Annotated in this window: 22 protein-coding genes; 11 read left to right on the top strand and 11 right to left on the bottom strand. The window is 68.7% G+C overall.

Going from position 1 to position 20,756, the window contains the following annotated elements:
- Positions 1-34 precede the first annotated feature (34 nt).
- Positions 35-175, top strand: a complete 141-nt coding sequence (locus E0H73_RS45820) for a hypothetical protein (RefSeq protein ID WP_165555607.1) — start codon at positions 35-37, stop codon at positions 173-175.
- A 9-nt stretch (positions 176-184) separates the two neighbouring features.
- Here the strand turns inward: E0H73_RS45820 and E0H73_RS12195 are convergent, their stop codons facing one another.
- The gene (locus E0H73_RS12195) at positions 185-1,651 is read right to left on the bottom strand and encodes a M81 family metallopeptidase (protein ID WP_202867335.1); all 1,467 of its coding nucleotides are present in this window, start codon (positions 1,649-1,651) and stop codon (positions 185-187) included.
- A gap of 146 nt (positions 1,652-1,797) precedes the next feature.
- Here E0H73_RS12195 and E0H73_RS12190 point away from each other — a divergent pair, with 146 nt between their 5' ends.
- On the top strand, positions 1,798-2,376 hold the full coding sequence (locus tag E0H73_RS12190; protein ID WP_131354016.1) for a cysteine hydrolase family protein: 579 nt from the start codon (positions 1,798-1,800) through the stop codon (positions 2,374-2,376).
- A gap of 29 nt (positions 2,377-2,405) precedes the next feature.
- On the opposite strand, the gene E0H73_RS12185 is transcribed toward E0H73_RS12190, so the two are convergent.
- From E0H73_RS12185 to E0H73_RS12170, 4 genes are all read right to left on the bottom strand, one after another.
- A complete protein-coding gene (locus tag E0H73_RS12185) occupies positions 2,406-3,662 on the bottom strand; it encodes a hypothetical protein (protein ID WP_131354014.1) in 1,257 nt (418 codons plus the stop codon).
- On the bottom strand, positions 3,652-4,170 hold the full coding sequence (locus E0H73_RS12180; protein ID WP_131354012.1) for a SigE family RNA polymerase sigma factor: 519 nt from the start codon (positions 4,168-4,170) through the stop codon (positions 3,652-3,654). Before E0H73_RS12180 ends, E0H73_RS12185 begins: the two co-directional genes overlap by 11 nt.
- 113 nt (positions 4,171-4,283) lie before the next feature.
- A complete protein-coding gene (gene catC, locus E0H73_RS12175) occupies positions 4,284-4,562 on the bottom strand; it encodes a muconolactone Delta-isomerase (RefSeq protein WP_131354010.1) in 279 nt (92 codons plus the stop codon).
- Positions 4,563-4,565: 3 nt separating this feature from the next.
- Positions 4,566-4,868 (bottom strand): enolase C-terminal domain-like protein, encoded by a 303-nt coding sequence (locus E0H73_RS12170; RefSeq protein WP_202867334.1) that lies wholly within the window; start codon positions 4,866-4,868, stop codon positions 4,566-4,568.
- 19 nt (positions 4,869-4,887) lie between these two features.
- Between E0H73_RS12170 and E0H73_RS12165 the strand changes: the two genes are divergently transcribed.
- A complete protein-coding gene (locus E0H73_RS12165) occupies positions 4,888-5,184 on the top strand; it encodes an alpha/beta hydrolase (protein ID WP_131354008.1) in 297 nt (98 codons plus the stop codon).
- Positions 5,185-5,259: 75 nt separating this feature from the next.
- Here the strand turns inward: E0H73_RS12165 and E0H73_RS12160 are convergent, their stop codons facing one another.
- Complete coding sequence (locus tag E0H73_RS12160) at positions 5,260-5,715, bottom strand: nitroreductase family deazaflavin-dependent oxidoreductase (RefSeq protein WP_238163958.1); 456 nt, start codon at positions 5,713-5,715, stop codon at positions 5,260-5,262.
- A complete protein-coding gene (locus E0H73_RS12155) occupies positions 5,712-6,116 on the bottom strand; it encodes a VOC family protein (protein WP_131354006.1) in 405 nt (134 codons plus the stop codon). The genes E0H73_RS12160 and E0H73_RS12155 overlap by 4 nt, the downstream gene beginning before the upstream one ends.
- Before the next feature lie 69 nt (positions 6,117-6,185).
- Between E0H73_RS12155 and E0H73_RS12150 the strand changes: the two genes are divergently transcribed.
- A complete protein-coding gene (locus tag E0H73_RS12150) occupies positions 6,186-6,866 on the top strand; it encodes a DUF429 domain-containing protein (protein ID WP_131354004.1) in 681 nt (226 codons plus the stop codon).
- Here E0H73_RS12150 and E0H73_RS12145 read toward each other — a convergent pair.
- A complete protein-coding gene (locus tag E0H73_RS12145; protein ID WP_131354002.1) occupies positions 6,853-7,317 on the bottom strand; it encodes a winged helix-turn-helix transcriptional regulator in 465 nt (154 codons plus the stop codon). The genes E0H73_RS12150 and E0H73_RS12145 overlap by 14 nt on opposite strands.
- Before the next feature lie 114 nt (positions 7,318-7,431).
- Between E0H73_RS12145 and E0H73_RS12140 the strand changes: the two genes are divergently transcribed.
- Genes E0H73_RS12140 through E0H73_RS12125 form a run of 4 tightly spaced genes read left to right on the top strand, consistent with a single transcriptional unit; the run spans position 7,432 to position 11,267 of the window.
- Positions 7,432-8,343 carry a nitrilase family protein gene (locus tag E0H73_RS12140; RefSeq protein WP_131354000.1) on the top strand — a complete coding sequence of 304 codons (912 nt, stop codon included), beginning with the start codon at positions 7,432-7,434 and terminating at the stop codon, positions 8,341-8,343.
- Between the two features lie 4 nt (positions 8,344-8,347).
- A complete protein-coding gene (locus E0H73_RS12135) occupies positions 8,348-9,523 on the top strand; it encodes a hypothetical protein (RefSeq protein ID WP_131353998.1) in 1,176 nt (391 codons plus the stop codon).
- Positions 9,520-10,851, top strand: a complete 1,332-nt coding sequence (locus E0H73_RS12130; protein ID WP_131353996.1) for an amidase — start codon at positions 9,520-9,522, stop codon at positions 10,849-10,851. Before E0H73_RS12135 ends, E0H73_RS12130 begins: the two co-directional genes overlap by 4 nt.
- A 14-nt stretch (positions 10,852-10,865) precedes the next feature.
- Complete coding sequence (locus tag E0H73_RS12125; RefSeq protein ID WP_131353994.1) at positions 10,866-11,267, top strand: tautomerase; 402 nt, start codon at positions 10,866-10,868, stop codon at positions 11,265-11,267.
- Here E0H73_RS12125 and E0H73_RS12120 read toward each other — a convergent pair.
- On the bottom strand, positions 11,264-13,690 hold the full coding sequence (locus tag E0H73_RS12120; RefSeq protein ID WP_131353992.1) for a glycosyl hydrolase: 2,427 nt from the start codon (positions 13,688-13,690) through the stop codon (positions 11,264-11,266). The genes E0H73_RS12125 and E0H73_RS12120 overlap by 4 nt on opposite strands.
- 183 nt (positions 13,691-13,873) lie before the next feature.
- Between E0H73_RS12120 and E0H73_RS45815 the strand changes: the two genes are divergently transcribed.
- A complete protein-coding gene (locus tag E0H73_RS45815) occupies positions 13,874-14,659 on the top strand; it encodes a hypothetical protein (protein ID WP_165555605.1) in 786 nt (261 codons plus the stop codon).
- Positions 14,660-14,704: 45 nt separating this feature from the next.
- Here E0H73_RS45815 and E0H73_RS12110 read toward each other — a convergent pair whose 3' ends face one another.
- On the bottom strand, positions 14,705-16,438 hold the full coding sequence (locus E0H73_RS12110; RefSeq protein ID WP_131353990.1) for an L-aspartate oxidase: 1,734 nt from the start codon (positions 16,436-16,438) through the stop codon (positions 14,705-14,707).
- A gap of 78 nt (positions 16,439-16,516) precedes the next feature.
- Positions 16,517-17,065: a GNAT family N-acetyltransferase gene (locus E0H73_RS12105; RefSeq protein ID WP_131353988.1), complete on the bottom strand. Its 549-nt coding sequence runs from the start codon at positions 17,063-17,065 to the stop codon at positions 16,517-16,519.
- Positions 17,066-17,250: 185 nt separating this feature from the next.
- On the opposite strand from E0H73_RS12105, the gene E0H73_RS12100 reads away from it, so the two are divergent.
- Entirely contained in the window at positions 17,251-17,880 is a 630-nt protein-coding gene (locus tag E0H73_RS12100) for a sigma-70 family RNA polymerase sigma factor (RefSeq protein WP_165555603.1), read from the top strand.
- 97 nt (positions 17,881-17,977) lie between these two features.
- Positions 17,978-20,728, top strand: coding sequence for an ATP-binding protein (locus E0H73_RS12095; RefSeq protein ID WP_238163957.1), 2,751 nt, complete (start codon positions 17,978-17,980; stop codon positions 20,726-20,728).
- The last annotated feature ends 28 nt before the right edge of the window (positions 20,729-20,756 follow it).

The raw sequence follows: 20,756 nt of genomic DNA, 5'->3' as shown, positions 1-20,756 counted from the left end.
AGTCTCACTCCCTGAGCACGTCGGGGAGGGATGCATGAAGCGACCGTCATTCGTGGAGGCCGCACTGGCACTCGCCCGCTCCTGGCTGTCCCCCACCGGCCCGGAGCGGGACGCCCCTCCCCCGCCGGCCGACGCGAACCGCGACCGGCCGGAGGAGGACGACGTACGCCGCTGATGCCTTCAGTCAGATGAGCTCGGGGGTGAGGTCTGGGTCGGGCATGTCGGGGTCGAAGGGGAACATGGGGCGCTCGATGCCGTGGTGGCCGAGGCTGAGGAGGTCCTGGTTGACGCCGCCGGGGGTGAGGGCGAGGAGCCAGTCGGCGGCCATCGCGTAGAGCTCGGGTTCGAGGTAGCCGATCTTCACGATGACGAGGTCGGCGTCGCGCGGCGCCAGTCCGAGAGCGACGAAGTCCGACTCGATGTGGTACGGCTTGCGGCGCATGGTCACGATGACGTGCAACCCGCCGACCGCCAGGGCCACCGCACCCGCCGTGGTGTCGATGCCGGTCACCCGACCGGTCAGCGCGACCGGACCGCACGGCTCGGAGTCGATCTTGCCGCCCACCTCGACGCTGATCGTCGCGCCGACGCCTGCCTCCATCGCCGCGGTGGTCACCTCCGGGTCGACAATCGCCGCGTAGATCGTGGTCAGGTCCGACTCGGTGATCGCCGGCATGCGCAGCAGCTTGTCCAGGGTCCACGAGGTGTCCCCTGCCCCGCCGGCCGTCGGGTTGTCGCCGGAGTCGCTGATGTAGAACGGCCGGGCGGTCGACGCGAGCGCCTGGTCAAGGCACTCGGCGAGTGTCCCGGTCGGCGCGACGAACTCGAACTTGTCGTGCGCGTCCCAGTAGGCGTCCGCGAGCCGCTTCGCCTGAGCGGTGATCACCTGCTCGTCGTCGCCCATCACCACGACCGCGGCCTGGCAGCGCGGCTCGTCCGCCCACGCGTATCCGACCCAGATCGCGGCGTCCAGTACGCCGTCCATCGCCTCGACCTCGTCGACCTGCGCGTAGATGCTCTTGGCCGGCTCGATCCTGGTGCTGGTCTTCTCCCCCGGCAGCAGCACCGGCACCTGCACCCACGCCTTCAGCGGCCGGCCGCCCGAGCGCAACCGTGCCACCAGGTTGCGCGCCGCGCGTTCCTTGGTGTCCCACGCGTCGGTGTGCGGGGCCTTGCGGTAGCAGGTGGCGAGGTCGAGCAGCCCGATCAACTCGCGCGACATGTTGCCGTGGAGATCCATCCCGGTCGAGAGCAGTACGTCGGGACCGACGATCCGGCGGATCCCCGCGACGAGGTCGGCCTCGATGTCGGTCCGGCCGATCACGCTCATCGCACCGTGCATGTCGACGAAGACGCCGTCCAACTGCCCCGCCTGACCCAGACGCTCGTAGATCTCGGCCGCGAGCTCGTCGTACACCTCTGGTACGACGGGACCGCCGGGGACCGCGCGGGCGTGCAGCAGCGGCACCCACTCGACGCCCTCGGTCAGCGGCTTGCCCGCCGCGAGGAAGTCGTACCGCCCGAGCAGCTCGTCGGCGCGGGTCACGTGGAAATCGTCCAGCCTGGTCCGGTGCGGCGAGAACGTACTCGACTCGATCGCGATCCCCGCGATCCCGATCCGCAACCGCCCGGACTCCGCTGATGAGCTCACAGAATTGCTCCTTCGTGTCTACGACGCTGCCTTCGCACACAATTCTGCGCTCTTTAGCCCCCGCAAGCGAGCGCAGGTGAGAACCCCGGCCTCGGTAGCATCGCGGCATGGATTCCTTCTATTGACTCGAACCGCACCGCGTCGCCGTGGTCCTGATCGACTTCCAGAACGACTTCTGCAGTCCGGAGGTCGCCGGCGACGGACCGCCCACCAATACGAACAACGCCGCGACCGCGCTGCGAGCCAACGAGTTCGCCCGGGAAGCGGCCGAGCTGGGTGCTCGGGTGGTGTACACCCAGCAGGTCCTCGATCTGGACCGCCTGACCGAACGCCAGCGCCGCTGGGAACGTGCGGACGGCCTCTGCGCCGCCGGCTCCTGGGGTGCCGAGCTGTTCATCCCGCCCGTTCCGGGCTCCGACGTCGTCGTCAAGGACCGCTTCGACTCCTGGCAGAGCGAGTCGTTCGTGGAGTTCCTGTCCGCCAACGACATCGACGGCCTGGTCATCTGCGGGGTCGAGCTCGTCTGCTGTGTCCTCTACGCGATCCTCGGCGCGTCGGAGCGCGGCTACCACTACCTTGTCCCGTCCGACCTGGTGTCCGGGCAGGACTTCGGTGACGAGACCGACAACCGCGCCGTCCGCGACTTCCTCCGGTTCAACCAGCCGGACCGCCTTGTCGAGTCGGCCGACATCCTGGCCCGGTGGCGTGAGGCGGCTCGCACCTGAGGGTCAGGTGCGAGCCGTGGGTACGGCGGTCAGCGCGGGATGGCCTTGGTGGCGTTGAACCATTGGGAGGTGTCGCGCGGGTCCTTGGGCAGGGTGAGGGACTCGGCGATCTTGCGGAGTTGGGCCTTGTCGGCCTTGCCGCCGAGGAAGCGGATGGTGATCGCCACGCCGTTGCGCTCCATCCGGAGTCCGTTGTCCTGACCTGGTTTGTAGAACGGTTTGCCGTCCTTCTGCGCGTTGATCAGGTCGTCCCAGGTGAACCACGCGTTCCAGCCGTGGATCTTCAGGTCGGCGGGGTCGTCGGCCAGCCGCTTGGTGCGCATGTTCCAGAACTTGTCGGTGCTGTAGCTGATCTGGAGATCCTCGCCCTCCAGTGGCGCCGGACCCCACAGACTTCCCGCTACCAGACCGCCAGGTTTCGGATGGTCGGCGTCCCCGCTCCACGTCGGGAGGGGCTTCTGCCCGGTCGCCTGGTCGCCGTCGGTGAACACGACACCGAACGAATGCCCGTCGCCCTCGAAGTTCGCCGTCTTGTCCTGCACCCGCTGCACCCGCAGTCCGGCCGGCACATAGCCGATCTTGAACGGCGCTGACAGCTGGCCAGGAGTGGCCTTGATCGTCTTCGCGACCGCCACGGCCGTATCGGCGTCGGTGTCCGAGGGCGCGTCGATCCGCGGCACCTGGCGCGTCCCGAGCTCCTGTTGCCGCTCACAGCTGAGCAAGCCCCAGATCCCCTTCGCCGGCTGCCAGGCGACCGTGGTCACCGGCCGGGTCGTCGAGGACGACACCGCGTAGCCGGGTGGGAACGCGACGATCGGCCCACCGTTCGGCATCGTGACGAGCCGACCGGCCAGCCCGTACAGATCGATCCGTGGGCTGTCGGCCGGGATCTTGCCCGGGTCGAAGGCGCCGTTGCGGTAGAGCGTGAGCAGGCACCAGCGGGCCCACGGACTGCCGACCCCGGCGAGCTGGTAGACCTGCCGGTCGGCCTCATAGCCACGCGGGTTGACGATCATCCCCTTCGGCGCGGTCAGCGTGACCCAGTTGCTCCACGGGGATCCGGCCTGCTCACCAGCCGGCTCGGTCGCGGTGTCCCGCAGGTGGTCCACCAGGATCGGGCCGCCGACGGCCGCGGCCGCCGTGGCCATCACGGTGGCCAGGACCAGCGCCGTACGACGCCGCCGCGGCGGACGGTCAACAGGCAGATTGTCAACAATCGGACTACGGTCGGGAGCCGTCGCCGCGATCCGGTCGAGCGCGTTCCGGAGATCTTCCTCAGTGCGCATTGATCACTCCGTGGGGTGCGGTGGTGGCTGGGGATGAGGGGCCGAGTTCGATCCGCAGAGCGGCGAGCGCACGGGAGGCGTACGAACGCACCGTGTTGGGTGAGCAACCGATCGTTTCCGCGATCTCGGAGTCGGTGAGACCGCCGTAGTACCGCAGCGCGAGCACGGTCCGCTGCCGGCGCGGCAGCTTGGCCAACTCGGCGACCATCTCGTCCTGGTCCGCGAGCCGGACCGCGTGGTCGGGCTGCTGGTGGTCCGCCTCGGCCCAGATCTCCGGGCGTGGCACGAACCGGGACCACTTCCGGCGCCAGGACAGATACTCGTTGACCACCATCCGGCGCAGGTACGCGTCCGGCCGCTCGGCCCGCTGGATCCGGCCCCAGTGCCGGTGTGCCTTGATCACGGTGTCCTGGACGAGATCCTCGGCCAGGTGGCCGGACCCGCACAGCACGGTCGCGAACCGCAGCAGGTCCGGCACGCCTTGTCGCGCCCATTCCTCGAAGGTCACCCTCGACTCCCTCCTCAGACCGGTTCAGCAACCGGCCTTCCCAGCAAAGACAGCCCCACCTCCTGATTTGATGCGCGGATCCACCGATTTTCTCTCCGAAGCAGAGAAATGGGTCAGTCGAGCTTCGACGGATGGTGCGCGAGCGGCGTGACCTGGATCCGCAGATACGGGAAGAGCGGGAGGCTGGAGAGCAGGTCGTGCAGGGTGTGGTTGGACGGTACGTCGAAGATGCTGAAGTTGGCGTACTCGCCGACAATCCGCCACAACTGCGGCCAGACACCCTCCTCCTGGAGCTCGAGCGCCCGGGCCTTCTCGCGGGCCACCAGGTCGGCGCGGACCTCGGGATCCAGGTCGGGTGGCAGCGATACGTCCATCCGAACCTGGAACAGCATGCGTCAGTCCTCCCGAGTCAGGCCGGTACGACGGAGTGCGGGGACGGCATCGTGGTCGAGTTCGACGCCGAGGCCAGGCCCGTCCGGCAGGTGCAGCGAGCCGTCCTCGTAGCGCAACGGCGTACGAAGGATCTCTTCTGCGAAGAGCTTCGGGCCGAACAATTCACTCCCCCACGTGACACCCGGTGCAGCACAGGCCAGGTGAAGAGAGGCGGCAGTGCCGATGCCGGTCTCGATGGACGTACCGCCGTGACGGCTCGCGGCCCGCAATCCGGACCGGATCGATCGGCTCGTGGTGCTCTGCACGGGCGCACGGCTCGAACCGGTGCAGTCGTGGACGGACCGAGCCGCGACTGTCCGTGCGGACGGCACTGGTGCGATCGCGGAGGCCGTCGTACGGCGATGGTTCACGCAGCCGGATCCCTTGCTGCGCAAGGAATGTGAGAAGATGGCCGGTTCGACGCCGGCCGAAGGCTATGCCTCGTGTTGTGAGGCGATCGCGACGATGGACCTGCGGCCTGACCTGCCCGTGATCACCGCGCCCACGCTGGCGATCGCGGGTGCCGACGACCCGGCCACCCCGCCGTACCACCTTGAACAGATCGCGACGAAGGCCGGCTGATCGTCATCCCCGGATCTGCGCACTTGGCGAACGCGGAACGGCCGGACGTGGTCACGCCGGCCGTCACCGCCTACCTCACCGCGGGGTGAGGCGGATGACCGGATACTGCCGGTCGGACTTCGCTTGGTACTTCGCGAGCCGCGGCTGAGCGGCCGTGATGCGCCGCCAGGCCCGATCACGCTCGTTGCGGTCGAGACTGTGTGGCGTCACCTGCACCGGACTGCGGCCTGGCAGTTCGACCGACACGCGGTCGGGATGCGCCGTCAGGTTGGCGTGCCAATCGGGGTGCTGACTGCCGCCGCCCGACGCGACGACCAACCAGCCGGCGTCGTCCGCGAACCAACCGAGCGGCGTCTCCCGCGGCTCACCGCTACGACGACCGACCGTCTTCAGGATGAGGACGTCCATCCCCATCATCTTGTCGCGACCGCCACGAATCTTCTTGGAGGTACGGGCGTTCATCGTCCGCTGCACCCACCGCGAGAACGCCCCAGGCGTACCAGGCTTGCGGGCGGTCTGCTGCTGGCTCACGACGCGACCTCGTTGATGCGAACGGTGTTTCCGGCCGGGTCGCGGAACACGCAGTCCCGCGCTCCCCACGGCTGGTTGGTCGGCTCCTGCTCGACGGTGGCGCCGGTCTTCCTGATCCTCTCGAAGGTGCCGTCCAGGTCCGCGGTGGCCAGGAGGATGACGCCGTAGGTGCCCTTGGCCATCATCTCGGTGATCGCCGCCCGCTCGTCGTCGCTGTTCGTGCCCAGCGGGTGCAGCACGATCGCCGTGTCGGGCTGTCCGGGCGGGCCGACGGTGATCCAGCGCTGCTGGCCGGAGCCCACGTCCAGCCGGATCTCGAAGCCCAATGCGTCGGTGTAGAACGCGACTGACGCTTCCGCGTCCTGATGTGCCAGGAAACTCGCTTGAATGGTGATGTCCATGACGAAGACGCTACGAGCCCGGCGGCCGGTGGTGCTTCTTGATTCCTGATCGGTTCTGCGAGGTGACAGATGACGGTGCGCGTGATCGGGGCCGATGCGTGCAAGGCCGGCTGGGTCGGGATCAGTGGGGAGGTGCGCGGGTACTTCGGTGCGACGATCGACCAGCTGATCTCGTCGGCGGAGCAGGACGGGCCGTTGGCTGTTGTGGCGATCGACATTCCGATCGGGTTGCCGGTGGATGGTCCGCGGCAGGCCGACGTACTCGCGCGTGGCCTGATCGGGAGGCGGTCGGCATCGGTCTTCTCGACGCCTGTGCGGGCAGCGTTGCTGGCGGCAACTCATGCCGAGGCGTCAGCCCTCAACCGAGCGGCTACTGGCAAAGGCCTGAGCCAGCAGGCCTATGCCCTCCGCACCAAGATCCTCGAGGTCGAGGCCTGGTCTCGAACCACCCACCACCAAGTCATCGAGTCCCATCCCGAGCTCTGCTTCGCCACGATGGCGGGCCGCCCGCTCACCCATCGCAAATCGACCTGGGCAGGTGTCGAGGAACGTCGCCAATTCCTCGCGGCGGTTGGCATCGCGGTCCCGTCCGCCCTCGGTCTTGCGGGTGAGCTGGCTGCAGTAGACGACGTACTCGACGCCGCCGCTGTCTCCTGGACCGCGCGTCGCCACGCCGAGGGACGTTCGGTCGCATACCCGGACCCTCCGGAGCTCGTCGAGGACGGAGCGCTCGCCGCTATCTGGGTTTGAGAGACGGAGAAACCTTGCGGACAAAGGCTTCGGAGGAGTCGAGCGTGCGGCCGGTCGCGTCGGTGACCTCGAGTTTGCGCAATGGTTGCTCGTCTTTGCTGTCGAGAAGGACCGAGTGCGGCTCGTCCGCCTCGAAGAGATGGTCCTCGCCCCATTGCCTGAGGCTGACCAGGATGACAAACAGGTCGCGTCCCTTGCTGGTCAGCGCGTACTCGCGGTAGGCGCTGCCGTCCGCGGCCGGGACGACCTCGAGAATCCCCTGCGCGACCAGCTCGCGCAGCCGCGACGACAGGATGTTCTTCGCCAGGCCGAGGTTGCGCTGGAACTCGCTGAACCGGGTGATGCCGTCGAAGGCGTCCCGGATGATGAGCAGCGACCAGCGGTCCCCGATGACGTCCGCCGTCCGGGCGACGGGGCACTCCGCCCCCTCATGCGTCACGCGCCGCGGCATCCGCGTCCCCTCTGTGAGATTCCTGCGAACAAGTGGTTGCAAGTATAAACCAGGTCCTCTACGCTCCCAGAACCGGTTTCAAGTTGAAACCGGATTTGCATGAGGAGGATCGTCATGACGGCACAGGTAGCGAGCACGGCGGACCAGCGGGTGAGTCCGGTGCGGGTCGCGGTCGTGCAGTTCGAGCCGAGGGTCGGAGTCGAGAACCTCAAGGCGAACGCCGTGGCGGTGGAGCAACGACTGACGGCCGCGGCGGACGCGGGAGCCGGTCTGATCGTGCTGCCCGAGCTCGCAACCACGGGCTATGTGTTCGAGACCCGCGAGGAGGCCTTCGCCCACGCCGAGCAGGTTCCGAACGGACGTACGGTCGAGTCGTTCGCGCGGATCGCGGCCGAGCGGAACGTCTACATCGTCGGGTGTGTGGCCGAGCGCGCCGGCGAGAAGCTCTACGACACCGCCGTACTGGTCGGTCCGGAGGGCTACATCGGCCGCTACCGCAAGACCCACCTGTGGAACACCGAGAAGCTGTGGTTCACGCCCGGCGACGAAGGATTCTCGGTGTTCGACACCAAGATCGGCCGGATCGGGCTGCTCGTCTGCTGGGACATCTGGTTCCCTGAGACCGCGCGGATCGTCGCACAGATGGGTGCGGACATCATCTGCATCCCGACCGGCTGGGTCTGGACGCCACCACCGCTGTACGACGCGAGCGGTGTCTGCATGGCGGCGTACCTGACCATCACCGCCGCGCATGCCAACAACGTCTTCATCGCGACCGCGGACCGGATCGGGCAGGAGCGTGGCGCGGGGTTCATGGGGAACTCGCTGATCGCGGGCACGAACGGCTGGCCGATCGACCGGATCGCCGGCCCGGACGAGGACACGATCATCTACGCCGACGTCGATCTGACGGCGGCACGGACCGCGCCGATCTGGAACCAGCTCAACGACCTGCATCGCGACCGTCGTACCGATCTCTACGACCAGATGCTCGGCTACACCGGCAGCGCTCCGCTGCCGCGGTGACGCCATGACGACAGTCCGCGGTACGACGAACCCGCTGCGCACGCGCTGGATCACGCACGCCGCCGCCGTACTGGGTTGCGTCCTGCTGATCGCATTGGCCGCTTGGACGGTTGCCCAAGTCATCCGCGGTACCGCCGCGCATTCGTGGGACGGTGACTACGCCGATCCGGAGGCGCTGATCTCCTGGTTGGCCGGATCGATCAGTGAACCGCAGTTCTATGCGGTGGCTCCCGCCGGCGCCTTCCTGCTCATCGGCGGGCTTGTGGGCCATCTTGCGCATCGGAGGTCGCGGCGCTGGCAGGGATTCATCCAGGCCTGTGGCTCGGGGCTGTGGCCTTGGGCGGTCGGCAGCGCGCTCGGCGGCTTGCTGCTGGGGAACCTCGCGTGGGGATGGACGCTGGCGCCCGGTAGCTGGCAGCCATTGTTCGTGCCGCTGGTCTCGGTGGCGCCGGCGATGGTCGTCCTCTACGGTCCGGGGTGGCGAGTCGCCCTGACGGCGGCGACCTTCGGAGCGCTCCTGACCCCGCCGGCCTCGATCCTCGTGGTCGAGTACGTCTGCAAGCCATGGGATCTCCCGCCTGTCGTCGGCGCGACCGCCGGGATGTGGCTCGCGGCGATCCTCGCCTTCTGGTCGTGCCGAGGCCTGCCTTGGATGCCTGCTCCTGGCGCGTGGCGCAAGGGCACGCCGGGCAGCGCCCTGACCAGAGGTCTCCTATGGGTTCCTCGCCGCGCCTTGGCCGATTTCTCCGAGGCCCAGTTCTTCGGCAACGAATGGGCGAGCGCGGCCCTGATCCTCGGAGCCCTCGTCGCGCAGCTGATCAGCCCGGACGGAGTCGCGTACGGGTCGGGTCTGTTCCTGGCCGTCCTCAGTAGCCAGATCCTCACCGCCTTCGCCGGAGTACTCATCTGGCGGCGGCGCTGGGAGGCACACGGCTTCTACCCGACCTTCGTGCCGGTCGTATCGGTGGCGCCGGCCGTCGTACTCGCCTTCGGCGGGACGGCCCAGTCCATCGTGGTGGGTGCGCTGGCCGGCGCACTCATCGCTCCGCCGATCGCGGCCGCCATCTCGGCCCGCCTGCCGGCCACCTTCCATCCATTCATCGGGAACGTCGCCTCCATGACCGTCTGTACGGCGTTGCTGGTGCCGCTGCTCGATCTCGTCCCGGGATTCATTTCATGACCTCAACCACTGCACACCTGCCCACCATCGCGGACCTCGCTCGAGCCCTCCGCGATCGCGAGACGTCCGCGATCGACCTGGCCGACGCGGCCTTGCGCCGTACCCACGAGCTGAATCCGACGCTGAACGCGTTCACCCTCATCGACGACGACGGCGCACGGGCGGCCGCAGGGACGGCGGACGAACAACTTGCCTCGGGCATCGACCTTGGCCCGCTGCACGGGATTCCGGTCGCGGTCAAGGACCTGATCGACATGGCCGGGCTGCCCACCACGTGCGGATCTGCGACCTCTTCCGGGGCCGCGGCGCAGGCCGACGCCGAGGTCGTACGGCGGTTGCGCGACGCCGGTGCCGTGATCATCGGAAAGACCACGCTGCACGAGTTCGCCTACGGTGCGACCGGCGACCGCTCTGTTCACGGTGCCTCACGCAACCCAACCGATCCCAGCCGGATGTCAGGTGGCAGCAGCGGTGGAAGTGCGGTCGCCGTGGCGGCCGGCATGGTGCCACTCGCGTTGGGCACGGACACTGCCGGCTCGGTCCGGGTGCCGGCAGCCCTCTGCGGCGTCGTCGGACTGAAGCCCGCGTACGACGCCATCCCCAGTACGGGCGTCTACCCGTTGGCGCCGACGCTGGATCATGTCGGCCTCTTCGGGGCAACCGCCGAGGACGTCCTGATCGGGTACGACGCACTCAGCGACCGGCCGCTCTTGCCACGCAACGGCGAGCGACTCAGCATCGGGTGGATCCTACCCGGTGACCTCGCCATAACGGACCCACGCATCGACGAGTTGACACTGGACCTCGTCACGCGTGCGCCCTTCTCCTTGGCGACTGTGCGCGGTTTCCCCAAGGACCAGGACTTGTTCGAGGTCTTCTCGACACTCCAAGGTCGCGAAGCGTTCCAGGTGCACCAAGATCACCTCGACGATGACAGGGACCACATCGACCCGGAGGTCGTTGCCCGGCTCTATCGCGGCAAGGACATTTCCGCTGCGCAGTACGCCGAAGCCGACGAGGCTCGCCGCGAGTTCCGTGCCACGGTCGACGAACTGTTGACGGCGTACGACGTACTGGCGTTGCCGACTGTGCCGACCGTCGCGCCGCCGTTGGGCGATCGCAGGATCACCGTGGCCGGCGCGGACCTCGAAGTACGCGCGGCTCTGCTTTCCCTGACGAGTCCGTGGAACCTGGCCGGCGTACCGGCGATCAGCGTGCCCGCCGGGCACCTGGACGGGTTGCCGGTCGCCGTTCAGCTTGTCACGGCTCCCGGCAACGAGCACCTGATGTTCCAGGCAGCCCAGGCACTCGAAACCACCAGTATCTAAAGGAAGGAACTCACATGCCATCGATCCAGATCGACCTGCCGCTGACCATCGACGCACCCACCAAACAGGCGCTGGCGCAGCGAGTCGGCGTCAGCTACGCGGAGATCATGCAGGTCGGCATGGATCTCCTCACGGTCTCCGTCCACGACCTCGGCGAGGGGGGAGTGTGGCGGTGCCACCAGTCTGGTCCGCCCACTCCCTCCGGTCTGATCATGTGCGACATCCGCAAGGGCCGTACGAACGAAGTCCGCGCCAGGCTGGCGCAGTCCCTGATCGACACTTGCGTGGAGCTGTTCGAGCTGGACGCAGTCTGGCTGAAGGTCGAGTTCACCCAGCACGACGGCGCCGATATGTACCACCCGCATCTGGGCGGCTTCAACACGGACTGGCGCGGCGACGAACGAGCGCCCGCCTAGGCCGGTGTCGTGAGGAGGAGGGTGGGTGGGCTGAGGAGGCCGGAGTTCAGGTAGTCGGCGGCGTGGGAGATGTGCTGGAGGTCGAAGCGGTGGCCGTAGTCGGTGGTGACCGACTCTACGAGGGGTTGGAGGTGGGGGTCGGCGGAGAGGGCATTGGCGGCTGTGTTGTGGATGGTGATTCGGAGGATGTTGCGGCCGGGTACGGCGGCGTCGGTGAGGTCGACGCGGTACGGCGGGGACCAGAGGGTGCCGCAGGCAACGTCGTTGAGCCAGATCTCGGCGGCGACACCGATCGGGGGGACGAGCGTCGCGCGGAAGGAGTTCGGAGGGAGGTAGGTCTCGGTGTCAGCAGGCGCTGGTTCGCCGGTGCCGAAGTCGAGCAGGACCCGCGTCTTGGGATCGAGCTCCGGCAACTCGAGCTCAGTCTGGTACGACGCCGCCCCTGAATACGCCGCCCGTTCGGGATCGTCCTCCCATCGATGCGGCAGCTCGACCGACGACGGGGAGTTGTTGAAGCTGACCTGCCAGGATGTCTGGATCGTTGCCCGGGTCACCTTCTCGGTCGTCAGATCGGGCGGCGCTTCGTCGGTGGGGACGAGGATGGTTGCTTCGTAGGGGTGAAGGGTCAGCGAGATGCCGTCGGGTGAGCGGCGGTGCAGCGAGGTCCTGCCGGTGCCCGCATCCCATTGTTCGAAGGAGGTTGTGGCGTCGGGGACATCGAAGTGGAAGGTCCGCGTCTGGTTGCTGGTGTTTGCCAGGAAGTAGACGTCCCCGTCGTCGAGCCGCCGATGCACCACACCGATGTCGTCCCGAGGGCTCACCCTCGGCCCAGGCACCTGCGCCAAACGCTCCGCGAGCTCACCGACCGCGACTCCCCCAGCGAACGTCGACCCCTCAGGTACGACGACCAGACCCAGGTCGAGCAGCCCAGGATCGACCAACTCGAGTGCATCGTCATCGACCAGGTCGAAGTCCAGCCCGGACTCGCGAATCGTGCGCGGGATCTCGTCGCCGATCAACCGTCGCGCCGTGCGATACAAGTTCAACGACCCATCGGCGTACGCCTCAGCAGCAGGCACGTAGACCTTCACCGGACGCACCGGCGTCCCCTGCTGCAGCAGCCAGGACAACCGATGCAGATATCCGAAGAGATCTCCCGCAACCGGCCACCAAGGGTTGCGGTCGTCCAGCGCACCGGAAGCGTAGAAGATCCAGCCGACTCCAGGCGCACTCGATGGCGAATACGGCCAGCCATGACCGATCAGCTGGTTGACGCCCGACAGGAAGTGCTCATGCGCCTCGCCCTTCAGATCGAGCGGAGTCGCCCGGAACGACGGCGAGTGCACCCACGTCCACGCCTCGGCCGACACGACCGACCGCCCGTAGAGGTTCGCGGCCGACGACGCCCACCGAGTCTCCGGCAGCCTCGTCCACCCCCACCCCTCACCCTCGAACAGGTCCGCGAAGCGATAACTGCTCATCGTCGCCGGCGGCTCGCCGTAACTCTGGATCCGGAACGGTACGCCGTGTCCCGCCGCCCACCGCTGGAAGACCGCGACGAAGTTCTCCTCGTACAACTCCGACAACGTCCGCCGGAAGTCGATCCGTACCTGCGCGGACTCAGCCGTGTCAACGAGCAACTCGTACAGCCGCGGACGCAGCTCGTACCCACGCCGCCGCGAGAACTCCTCGAACAACCGAGGCGTCCAGTCGGCCTGGTACACCTCCAAGCTGTCACAGAACACCGACCCGAGCAGCTCCGGCGTTGCCGCCAGCAACAATGGCTCGGCCACGCACGTGATGTGCTCCGCCGCCGCAGCAGCCGAGTAGTGATCGAGCACCGGCCCCTCCGCCCCGGCCGCTGCCCGCTTCACGTTCTGCCCGGTCAGCCGCGACGACGCGATCAGCACCTCACGTGGTCCGCGCCCGGCCGGTACCCGGATCATCCCGTTGCTCACAGCAACCTCGACGTACGACGACGGTACGCCGGCCGATCCCTCGCCCACGAAGGCCGCCACCACCTCGTCGCCGGGCCATGCAGCCACCACGGGTACGTCGTACGCCTCGGCACCGATCTCACGTCGATCCCAGCTGAGGCGGCGCGCCGCGTGTTCCGGTCCGATGTGCCCGCCACCGAACGACCAGCCACTGCCCAGCGTCACGTCGAACCGCAGACCCAGTTCACGCGCCGTCCGAGCGGCGTACCCGACAAGTTCCAAGAGCTCGTCCGATCCGAACGGCGTCTCGACCGGCCCCATCGGATAGACGAACGCGACCTCGGCCCCACCCAGACCGGCCGCCGCCATCGCCCGCAACTGTCGCTCGAGCTCACCGCGCTCCACCGCTGGCCCGAACCACCACCAGCGCACCATCGGCCGCCCCTGCGCGGGCGGGGTCCGGAACTGCCTTCGTACGTCGTCCATCGTCGCCACAGGACCGGCCTCCGCACTCGGTTGTCTCGGTCCGTTCACCCCATCGCGACCGGCAACCCGCCGTCAACGAAATCGACCACTACCGGTCAGGCGAGCCTGATCCCGCGGTCTAGGCCGGATCCTCTAGGATCTCCGCCGGGGGGATCGAGCTGCCGACGAAAGGTTCTGTCGTTCATGTCTCAGCCCCCAGAGGGTGGCTATCCCCCGCCCGGCTACCAACCGGGATATCAGCCCCAGCCGGGATACCCGCAGCAGCCGGGCTTCCAGCAACCGCAGGCCTTCCAGCAGCCGGGGTTCCAGCAGCCAGGCTTCCAGCAGCCGGGGTTCCAGCAGCAGCCGCCGGGGTTCCAGCAGCAGCCGCCGCCTGGTCAGCCGCCGAAGAAGAAGCCGTCGGCCGGGCAGCGGGTGGTGGGGATCCTGGTCCTGGTGATCGCGCTCCTGGCCTTCTTCCTCGTCATCGACAAGGACTTCCGCAACAACGTCCTCGACGCCGTCGGACTCAAGGACGGCATCGGCAGCGGAAGCGGTTCGTCCGCCCCCGACATCGCCCAGATCAGCTGGCCGAAGACGCTACCCGGTGGGTATTACGCGGTCGAGTCCGCACCGTCCTGGCACGACACCCGCGCGAAGAAGTACAAGTGGGTCACCGCGGAGTTCTACGCCAACAAGCCGCCTGCGTCCCGCGGTACGCCGGGCTCTTACCTGTACACGGTGACGGCGTACGGGCCGCTCGCCGAACTCGACGAAGCGTTCCTCGGGGTGAAGGCACCGATCGAGGAGGTTGCCGGCGGCTCCTGTTACAGCTCGGACGAACGGGCCCGGGACTGCGCCGTCACCAACGGCAAGATCGTCGTGATGGTCGGCACCGCCTGGACGTCGGCGACCAAGCGCCCGCGCACCGATGCGCAGATGATCCAGGACGGGAAGAAGTTCGCCGACGCCCTCACCCAGGGCCAGTAGCCGGACCGGCCCGGCGCTCTACCCAGCGCCGGGCCGGTGTACGGGTCACTCGACCAGCTTGCCCTCGGTCGAGATGTCGTCGCGCATCAGCTTGCGGAGCTCGTCCGGGATCGGTGGGATCGCCTCACGCTCCACCGCTCCCGGCCCGGACCACACCAGGTTGACCTGCAGCGACTCGTCCAGGTGCGGGTAGTCGGACCGGTTGTGGCAGCCGCGGGACTCACGCCGTTCGAGCGCCGCGTCGAGGGTCGCCCGTGCGGCCAGCGCCGAGGACTTCAGGTCGAACGCGTGCGCCAGGTCCTGGTAGCCGGCGATGTCGGGATGTACGCCGATCCGCGTCATCCGGTCCTCGAGGTCCGTCAGCTCCGACACCCCCGCCTGCAGTCCGGCCTCGTCGCGCACGACACCGGCGCGCGTGGTCATCGTGTCGCGGAGCGCCCGCTGCAGCGCCCGCACGTTCTCCGAACCGTCGCTCGCCAGCAGCCCGTCCACCTCGGCCCGCGCTTCGGCGACCGCCTCCGCGGACCGCTCCTGGGACTGCCGGCCGATCGAGTACTTCGCCGCTTCCTCGGCCACGATCCGACCGAACACCAGCAACTCGATCAGTGAGTTACCGCCCAGCCGGTTCGCGCCATGCAGACCACTGGCCGCTTCACCGATCGCGTAGAGCCCGTCGACACCGGTGCCGTGGTCCTCCGGGCGGACCCACACGCCACCCATTGAGTAGTGCGCGGTCGGTGCGATCTCGATCGGCTGCTTGGTGATGTCGAGCATCTGGAGCTCGAGCAGCGTCTGGTAGACCCGCGGCAGCCGCCGCATGATCGTCTCCCGCGGCAGGTGCGACACGTCGAGCCACACCCCGCCGTTCGGCGTACCGCGGCCTTCCTTGATCTCCGTGTACGCCGCCAGTGCGACTCGATCCCGGGTCGACAGCTCCATCCGCTCGGCGTCGTAGCGCGCCATGAACCGCTCGCCCAGTGCGTTCCGCAGCTGACCGCCCTCGCCCCGGGCCGCCTCGGAAACGAGCGTGCCGGCGGCGTTCTCGGGCTCGAGCAGGCCGGACGGGTGGAACTGGACGAGCTCGGGGTCACGGATCTTGCCTCCGGCAAGGACCGCCAGGCGGAACGAGTCACCGGTGTTCTCGTCGCGACGGGACGACGTACGCCGCCAGATGCGGGTGTGACCGCCCGCGGCGAGGATGACCGCGTCCGCGTGGATGACGTAGCGCCGACCAGTGGTGAGGTCGAACCCGTAGGCGCCGAAGACGGTGTTGTCACGGACCAGGATGCGGGTGACGTAGACGGTGTCGAGGATCGGGACGCCGAGCTGGACCGCGCGATTGACCAGGGTCCGCTGGATCTCCAGGCCGGTGTAGTCGCCGGCGAACGCGGTCCGCCGGTACGTGTGGGCGCCGAAGAACCGCTGCGAGATCCGGCCGTCGGCCTCGCGGGCGAACGGCATGCCGTACCGCTCGAGGTCCTCGATGCCACGGGCCGCACCCTCCGTGACGATCTGCACCGTGATCGGGTTCGCCAGCAGATAGCTCTCCTGCAGCGTGTCGGCCGCGTGCTGCTGCCAGGTGTCTTCCGGGTCCATCGTGGCCAGTGCCGCGTTGATCCCGCCGGCGGCCAGCGAGGTGTGGGCGTCCGACCGTGGGCGCTTGCCGAGGACGAGGACCTCGACGCCTTGCTCGGCCAGCTCGATCGCGGCCCGCAGACCGCCACCACCGGATCCGATCACCAGGACGGACGTGGCGATCTGCTGTTCGGTGGTACTCATCGCAATCTCCTCGCGTTGCAGGCGGTGGTCTCACCAGCTAGGACCACGCGGGACACCGATCTGTGACTGTCTACTCAGTCACACCGCCGAGGAGTCGTCGTCGCGGTAGGCGAGATCGTCGTGGCGGAGGCGGTACAGACTCAGCCGCTGGTGGTGGTACTGGTCCGTCTCCCCGATCGGCTCCATCCCGATCCGCTCAGCCGTGGCCGCGGCGCGGGCGTTCTTCGGGTTGACCAGGGCGAACAGCTCCTCGACGTCCGCCTTGTGCATCGACCAGCGGGCCACCGCCTCCCCTGCCTCAAAGGCGTAGCCGTGACCCCACGCCGTACGGGCGAGCTGCCAGCCGACCTCGAGGTCCTGCCACGGCTCCAGCCGGAGCAGAGCCACTCCGCCGATGACTCGCCCGGACTCACGCAGTTCGACCGCCCAGTGACTGGCCGGCGCCACGTCCTGGGCCGCCCAGTCGTGCAGGACCTCCCGCATGGTCGGCTCGTCCGGAATCCGGCTCATGGCCGGTGTCAACCAGCGGGTCACCTGTTCGTCGCCGTAGATGACCAACGCGTCCGGCACGTCGGCGTCGCGCCACGGCCTGATCACCAGTCGGTCGGTCTCGATCGTCGGCTTCATCTCACGCTCCTGGGCTCACGGAACCGGTCGGCACTCCTATGACCGCACAGCGGTCGCGCCTGTGACACCCCAGGGAGACCACGGACTTGACCACGGACTTCCAGGGCGCGCCGGCCACGGTCCTTCGGGGACGGTGTCAGGAGTCCTTCGCAAGCCCCCAGCGACGACTGAAGGAGCCCCCCGACGTGAGTACGCAGACCGCCACTCTCGATCAAGCGGTGTCGGACTTCGTCCGGCTCCGCCCACGCCTGTTCCGGATCGCGTACCGGATCGTCGGCAACGTGCACGAGGCCGAGGACCTCGTGCAGGACGTCTGGCTGCGCTGGCAGCGCACCGACCGGGCCGCGGTCGCCGACCCCGCTGCGTTCCTCGCCACCGCGACCTGCCGGCTCGCCCTCAACGTCGTCCAGTCCGCCCGGCACCGGCACGAGACCTACGTCGCCCCGTGGCTGTCCGAGGAGACCGCGGAGGGCGGTGTCGATCCCCACGCGGTGATCGAACGCCGAGAGGCCGTCGACCACGCCGTACGACTCCTGCTGGAACGACTGTCACCCGCGGAACGCGCCACCTATGTACTCCGGGAAGGCTTCGAGTACCCGTACCGCGAGATCGCCGAGACGCTGCACATCGGAGCGCCGAACGCGCGGCAGCTCGTGAAGCGCGCCCGCGACCGGCTGTCGTCGGACCGGCGCCATCCGGTCACCCCGGCGGCACACGATCGGCTCCGTCGCGCCTTGGCGTTGGCGTCCGTCGCCGGCGAGCTGGCCGGCCTCGAACGACTCCTCACCGCGGACCTCGCTGCGCAGGCAAGTTGATGCCAAACCCCTAGCAGATCGCGGATCTGAGACATCCAAGGGGTTCGCTGTCGTCGATCGGCGAAGGGCACTAGCCTCAGGTGAGGGGTGGTGATTCGTGACGATCGGCGGGGCGGCTCAGGAGCTGCGCGGGCGGCGGGCTGAGTGTGCCCAACTGGATCGAGTGGCGGCCGGAGTGCGTTCCGGTCAGGGCCAAGTCCTGGTCGTCCGGGGCGAGGCGGGTATCGGGAAGTCCGCACTGCTCGACTATCTGGCCGGCCACGCCGGCGAGTGCCGGGTTGCCCGGGCTGCGGGCGTCGAGGCCGAGATGGAGCTTCCGTTCGCCGGTCTGCACCAGTTGTGCCTGCCGCTGCTGGACCACGTCGATCAGCTGCCCCGCCCGCAGCGCGAGGCGCTCGCCGTCGCGTTCGGCCTCGAGGCAGGTGGCCCACCGGACCGGTTTCTGGTCGGCGCGGCGGCGCTGAGTCTGCTGGCCGAGGCCTCCGACCAGAAGCCACTCCTGTGCGTGATCGACGACGCACAGTGGCTCGACCAAGCCTCGGCGCAAGCGCTCACGTTCGTCGCTCGCCGCCTGTTCGCGGATCGCATCGGGCTGGTGTTCGCCGTACGCGAGCCTGTGACCGGTCCTGAATGGCGCGGGCTCCCGGAGTTGATCGTCGGGCGGTTGTCGGACCCTGATGCGAGCGCGCTCCTCGACTCCGTGGTGCCGGGGCGGCTCGACGAGCATGTCCGGGACCGGATCGTGGCCGAGACCCGCGGCAACCCGCTGGCGCTGTTGGAGCTGCCTCACGGATTGTCGGCTGCCGAGCTGGCCGGTGGCTTCGAGCGTCCGGATGCCCGGCCGCTCGCGAGTCAGATCGAGCAGAACTTCGCACAGCGACTGCGGGCGCTTCCGCCGGAGACGCAGAAGCTGCTCCTCACCGCGGCAGCCGAGCCGGTTGGCGACGTACCGCTGTTGCTCCGGGCGCTCGGGATCCTCGGGATCCCAGTGAGTGCTGCTGGGCCGGCTGAGACGGCTGGGCTGTTCGAGATCGGTCGCCGGGTGCGGTTCCGGCATCCGTTGGTGCGATCGGCGTCATACCGGGCGGCGACCTCGGCCGATCGTCGCGAGGTCCATCAGGCCATCGCCGGGGCGATCGACCCTGGCTACGATCCCGACCGGCGCGCCTGGCACCGCGCCAACGGAGCGGACGGGCCGGACGAGGACATCGCCGCTGAACTCATCAGCTCCGCCGACCGGGCGCAGCGCCGCGGCGGTGTCGCGGCCACGGCCGCGTTCCTGCAGCGAGCGACCGAGCTGACCCCGGATCCGGCCCTGCGCGCGCAACGCGCCGTCACCGCGGCGCAGGTCACCCTCGGGGCGGGCGCGTTCGAGACGGCGCTGAAGCTGCTCGTCACCGCTGACGAAGTCTCGGTCAGCGCGCTCCACTCTGCTCAGGTGAACCTGCTCCGGGCACAGATCGGGTTCGCCTCCGGTCACACTGCGGACTCGGTCCATCTGCTGCTCGACGCGGCCCAGCGGATCGAGCCGCTGGACGCCGATCTCGCCCGCGACACCTACCTCGACGCGATGATGGCTGCGATGTTCGCGGGCCGCCTCGCCCCGGGCTCCGTCCAGACCGATGTGTCGCAGGCCGCTCGCACAGCACCACCGCCGACGACCCGCCGGAAGCACGACCTGCTGCTGGAGACCGAGGCGGTCATGTACACCGACGGGTACGCGGCGGCGGTCCCGTTGGCTCGGGAGGCGCTCCGGGCGTTCGCCGACGAGCAACGCGCCCAGCCGGACGATCTGCGCTGGCTGTGGCTGGCCGCACGTTATGCGGTGGTTCTCTGGGACGACGAGTACTGGGATGTGCTGACCGCCCGGCACATCCGGATCGCCCGCGAGTTCGGCGATCTCGCCGGGCTCCCGCTGGTGCTGAACTCGCGGGTGTTCCTGCATCTGTTCGCCGGGGAGTTCGCTGCGGCCACGTCGCTCGTGGCCGAGATCCGGACGATCTCCGACGCGACCGGGCTCGGCCTGGCGCCGTACGGCACGCTCGGCCTGACGGTCTGGCGGGGCGATGTGGCCAAGGCCACCCCGCTGATCGCGGCGAGTCTGGAGGATGTGAGGGCGCGCGGCGAAGGCGGCGGGATGTCCTTCACGCAGTGGGTCGGTTCGTTCCTGATGAACGGACTCGCCCGCTACCCGGAGGCGCTCGAGTTCGCACAGGCCGCCACCGAGGATCCGAAAGACCTCGGCATCGCCAACTGGGCTCTGTCGGAGCTGGTGGAATCCGCCACTCGGTGCGACCGGGCAGACCTCGCTTCGGACGCCTTCGGCCGGCTGTCCGAGATGGCGCGAGCCAGCGGCACCAACTGGGCCCTCGGTCTGCTCGCCCGCTCGCGCGCGGTGATGGCGGCTGATCCGGAGGCCGACTATGAGGAGGCCATCGCGCTCCTCGGCCGGAGCCGTGCCCGGGTGGACCTCGCCCGGACCCATCTGCTGTACGGCGAATGGCTGCGCCGGGAGGGCCGTCGCCAGGACGCTCGCACCCACCTCCGCACGGCGTACGAGATGTTCACCGCGGCCGGCGCCGACGCCTTCGTCGAGCGAGCACGCGCGGAGCTCGCGGCCACCGGCGAGGTCGTCAACGGCGTGACGCGCCGCGCCGCCGACGGCCTGACCCCGCAGGAAGCCCACATCGCCGAACTGGCCGGCACCGGCCTCACCAACGCCGAGATCGGCGCCAAACTCTTCCTCAGCCAGCACACCGTCGAATGGCACCTCCGCAAGGTCTTCACCAAACTAGGCATCACTTCCCGCCGCCAACTCCGCCCAGCCGCCGATCCGTTGACCGGCTAGTCACCTCCATGTCACAAATCGGGGGGCT

It is taken from the genome of Kribbella pittospori (assembly GCF_004331465.1).
GTDB lineage: Bacteria > Actinomycetota > Actinomycetes > Propionibacteriales > Kribbellaceae > Kribbella > Kribbella pittospori.
This window is presented reverse-complemented; position numbering and strand designations above follow the sequence as displayed.

Bases quoted from the DNA above. Each gene is read 5' to 3' on its own strand.
- E0H73_RS45820 (WP_165555607.1), top strand. From the start codon at position 35: ATGAAGCGACCGTCATTCGTGGAGGCCGCACTGGCACTCGCCCGCTCC.
- E0H73_RS12185 (WP_131354014.1), bottom strand. From the start codon at position 3,662: ATGCGCACTGAGGAAGATCTCCGGAACGCGCTCGACCGGATCGCGGCG.
- catC (WP_131354010.1), bottom strand. From the start codon at position 4,562: ATGCTGTTCCAGGTTCGGATGGACGTATCGCTGCCACCCGACCTGGAT.
- E0H73_RS12155 (WP_131354006.1), bottom strand. From the start codon at position 6,116: ATGGACATCACCATTCAAGCGAGTTTCCTGGCACATCAGGACGCGGAA.
- E0H73_RS12150 (WP_131354004.1), top strand. From the start codon at position 6,186: ATGACGGTGCGCGTGATCGGGGCCGATGCGTGCAAGGCCGGCTGGGTC.
- E0H73_RS12145 (WP_131354002.1), bottom strand. From the start codon at position 7,317: ATGCCGCGGCGCGTGACGCATGAGGGGGCGGAGTGCCCCGTCGCCCGG.
- E0H73_RS12140 (WP_131354000.1), top strand. From the start codon at position 7,432: ATGACGGCACAGGTAGCGAGCACGGCGGACCAGCGGGTGAGTCCGGTG.
- E0H73_RS12135 (WP_131353998.1), top strand. From the start codon at position 8,348: ATGACGACAGTCCGCGGTACGACGAACCCGCTGCGCACGCGCTGGATC.
- E0H73_RS12130 (WP_131353996.1), top strand. From the start codon at position 9,520: ATGACCTCAACCACTGCACACCTGCCCACCATCGCGGACCTCGCTCGA.
- E0H73_RS12125 (WP_131353994.1), top strand. From the start codon at position 10,866: ATGCCATCGATCCAGATCGACCTGCCGCTGACCATCGACGCACCCACC.
- E0H73_RS12120 (WP_131353992.1), bottom strand. From the start codon at position 13,690: ATGGACGACGTACGAAGGCAGTTCCGGACCCCGCCCGCGCAGGGGCGG.
- E0H73_RS45815 (WP_165555605.1), top strand. From the start codon at position 13,874: ATGTCTCAGCCCCCAGAGGGTGGCTATCCCCCGCCCGGCTACCAACCG.
- E0H73_RS12110 (WP_131353990.1), bottom strand. From the start codon at position 16,438: ATGAGTACCACCGAACAGCAGATCGCCACGTCCGTCCTGGTGATCGGA.
- E0H73_RS12105 (WP_131353988.1), bottom strand. From the start codon at position 17,065: ATGAAGCCGACGATCGAGACCGACCGACTGGTGATCAGGCCGTGGCGC.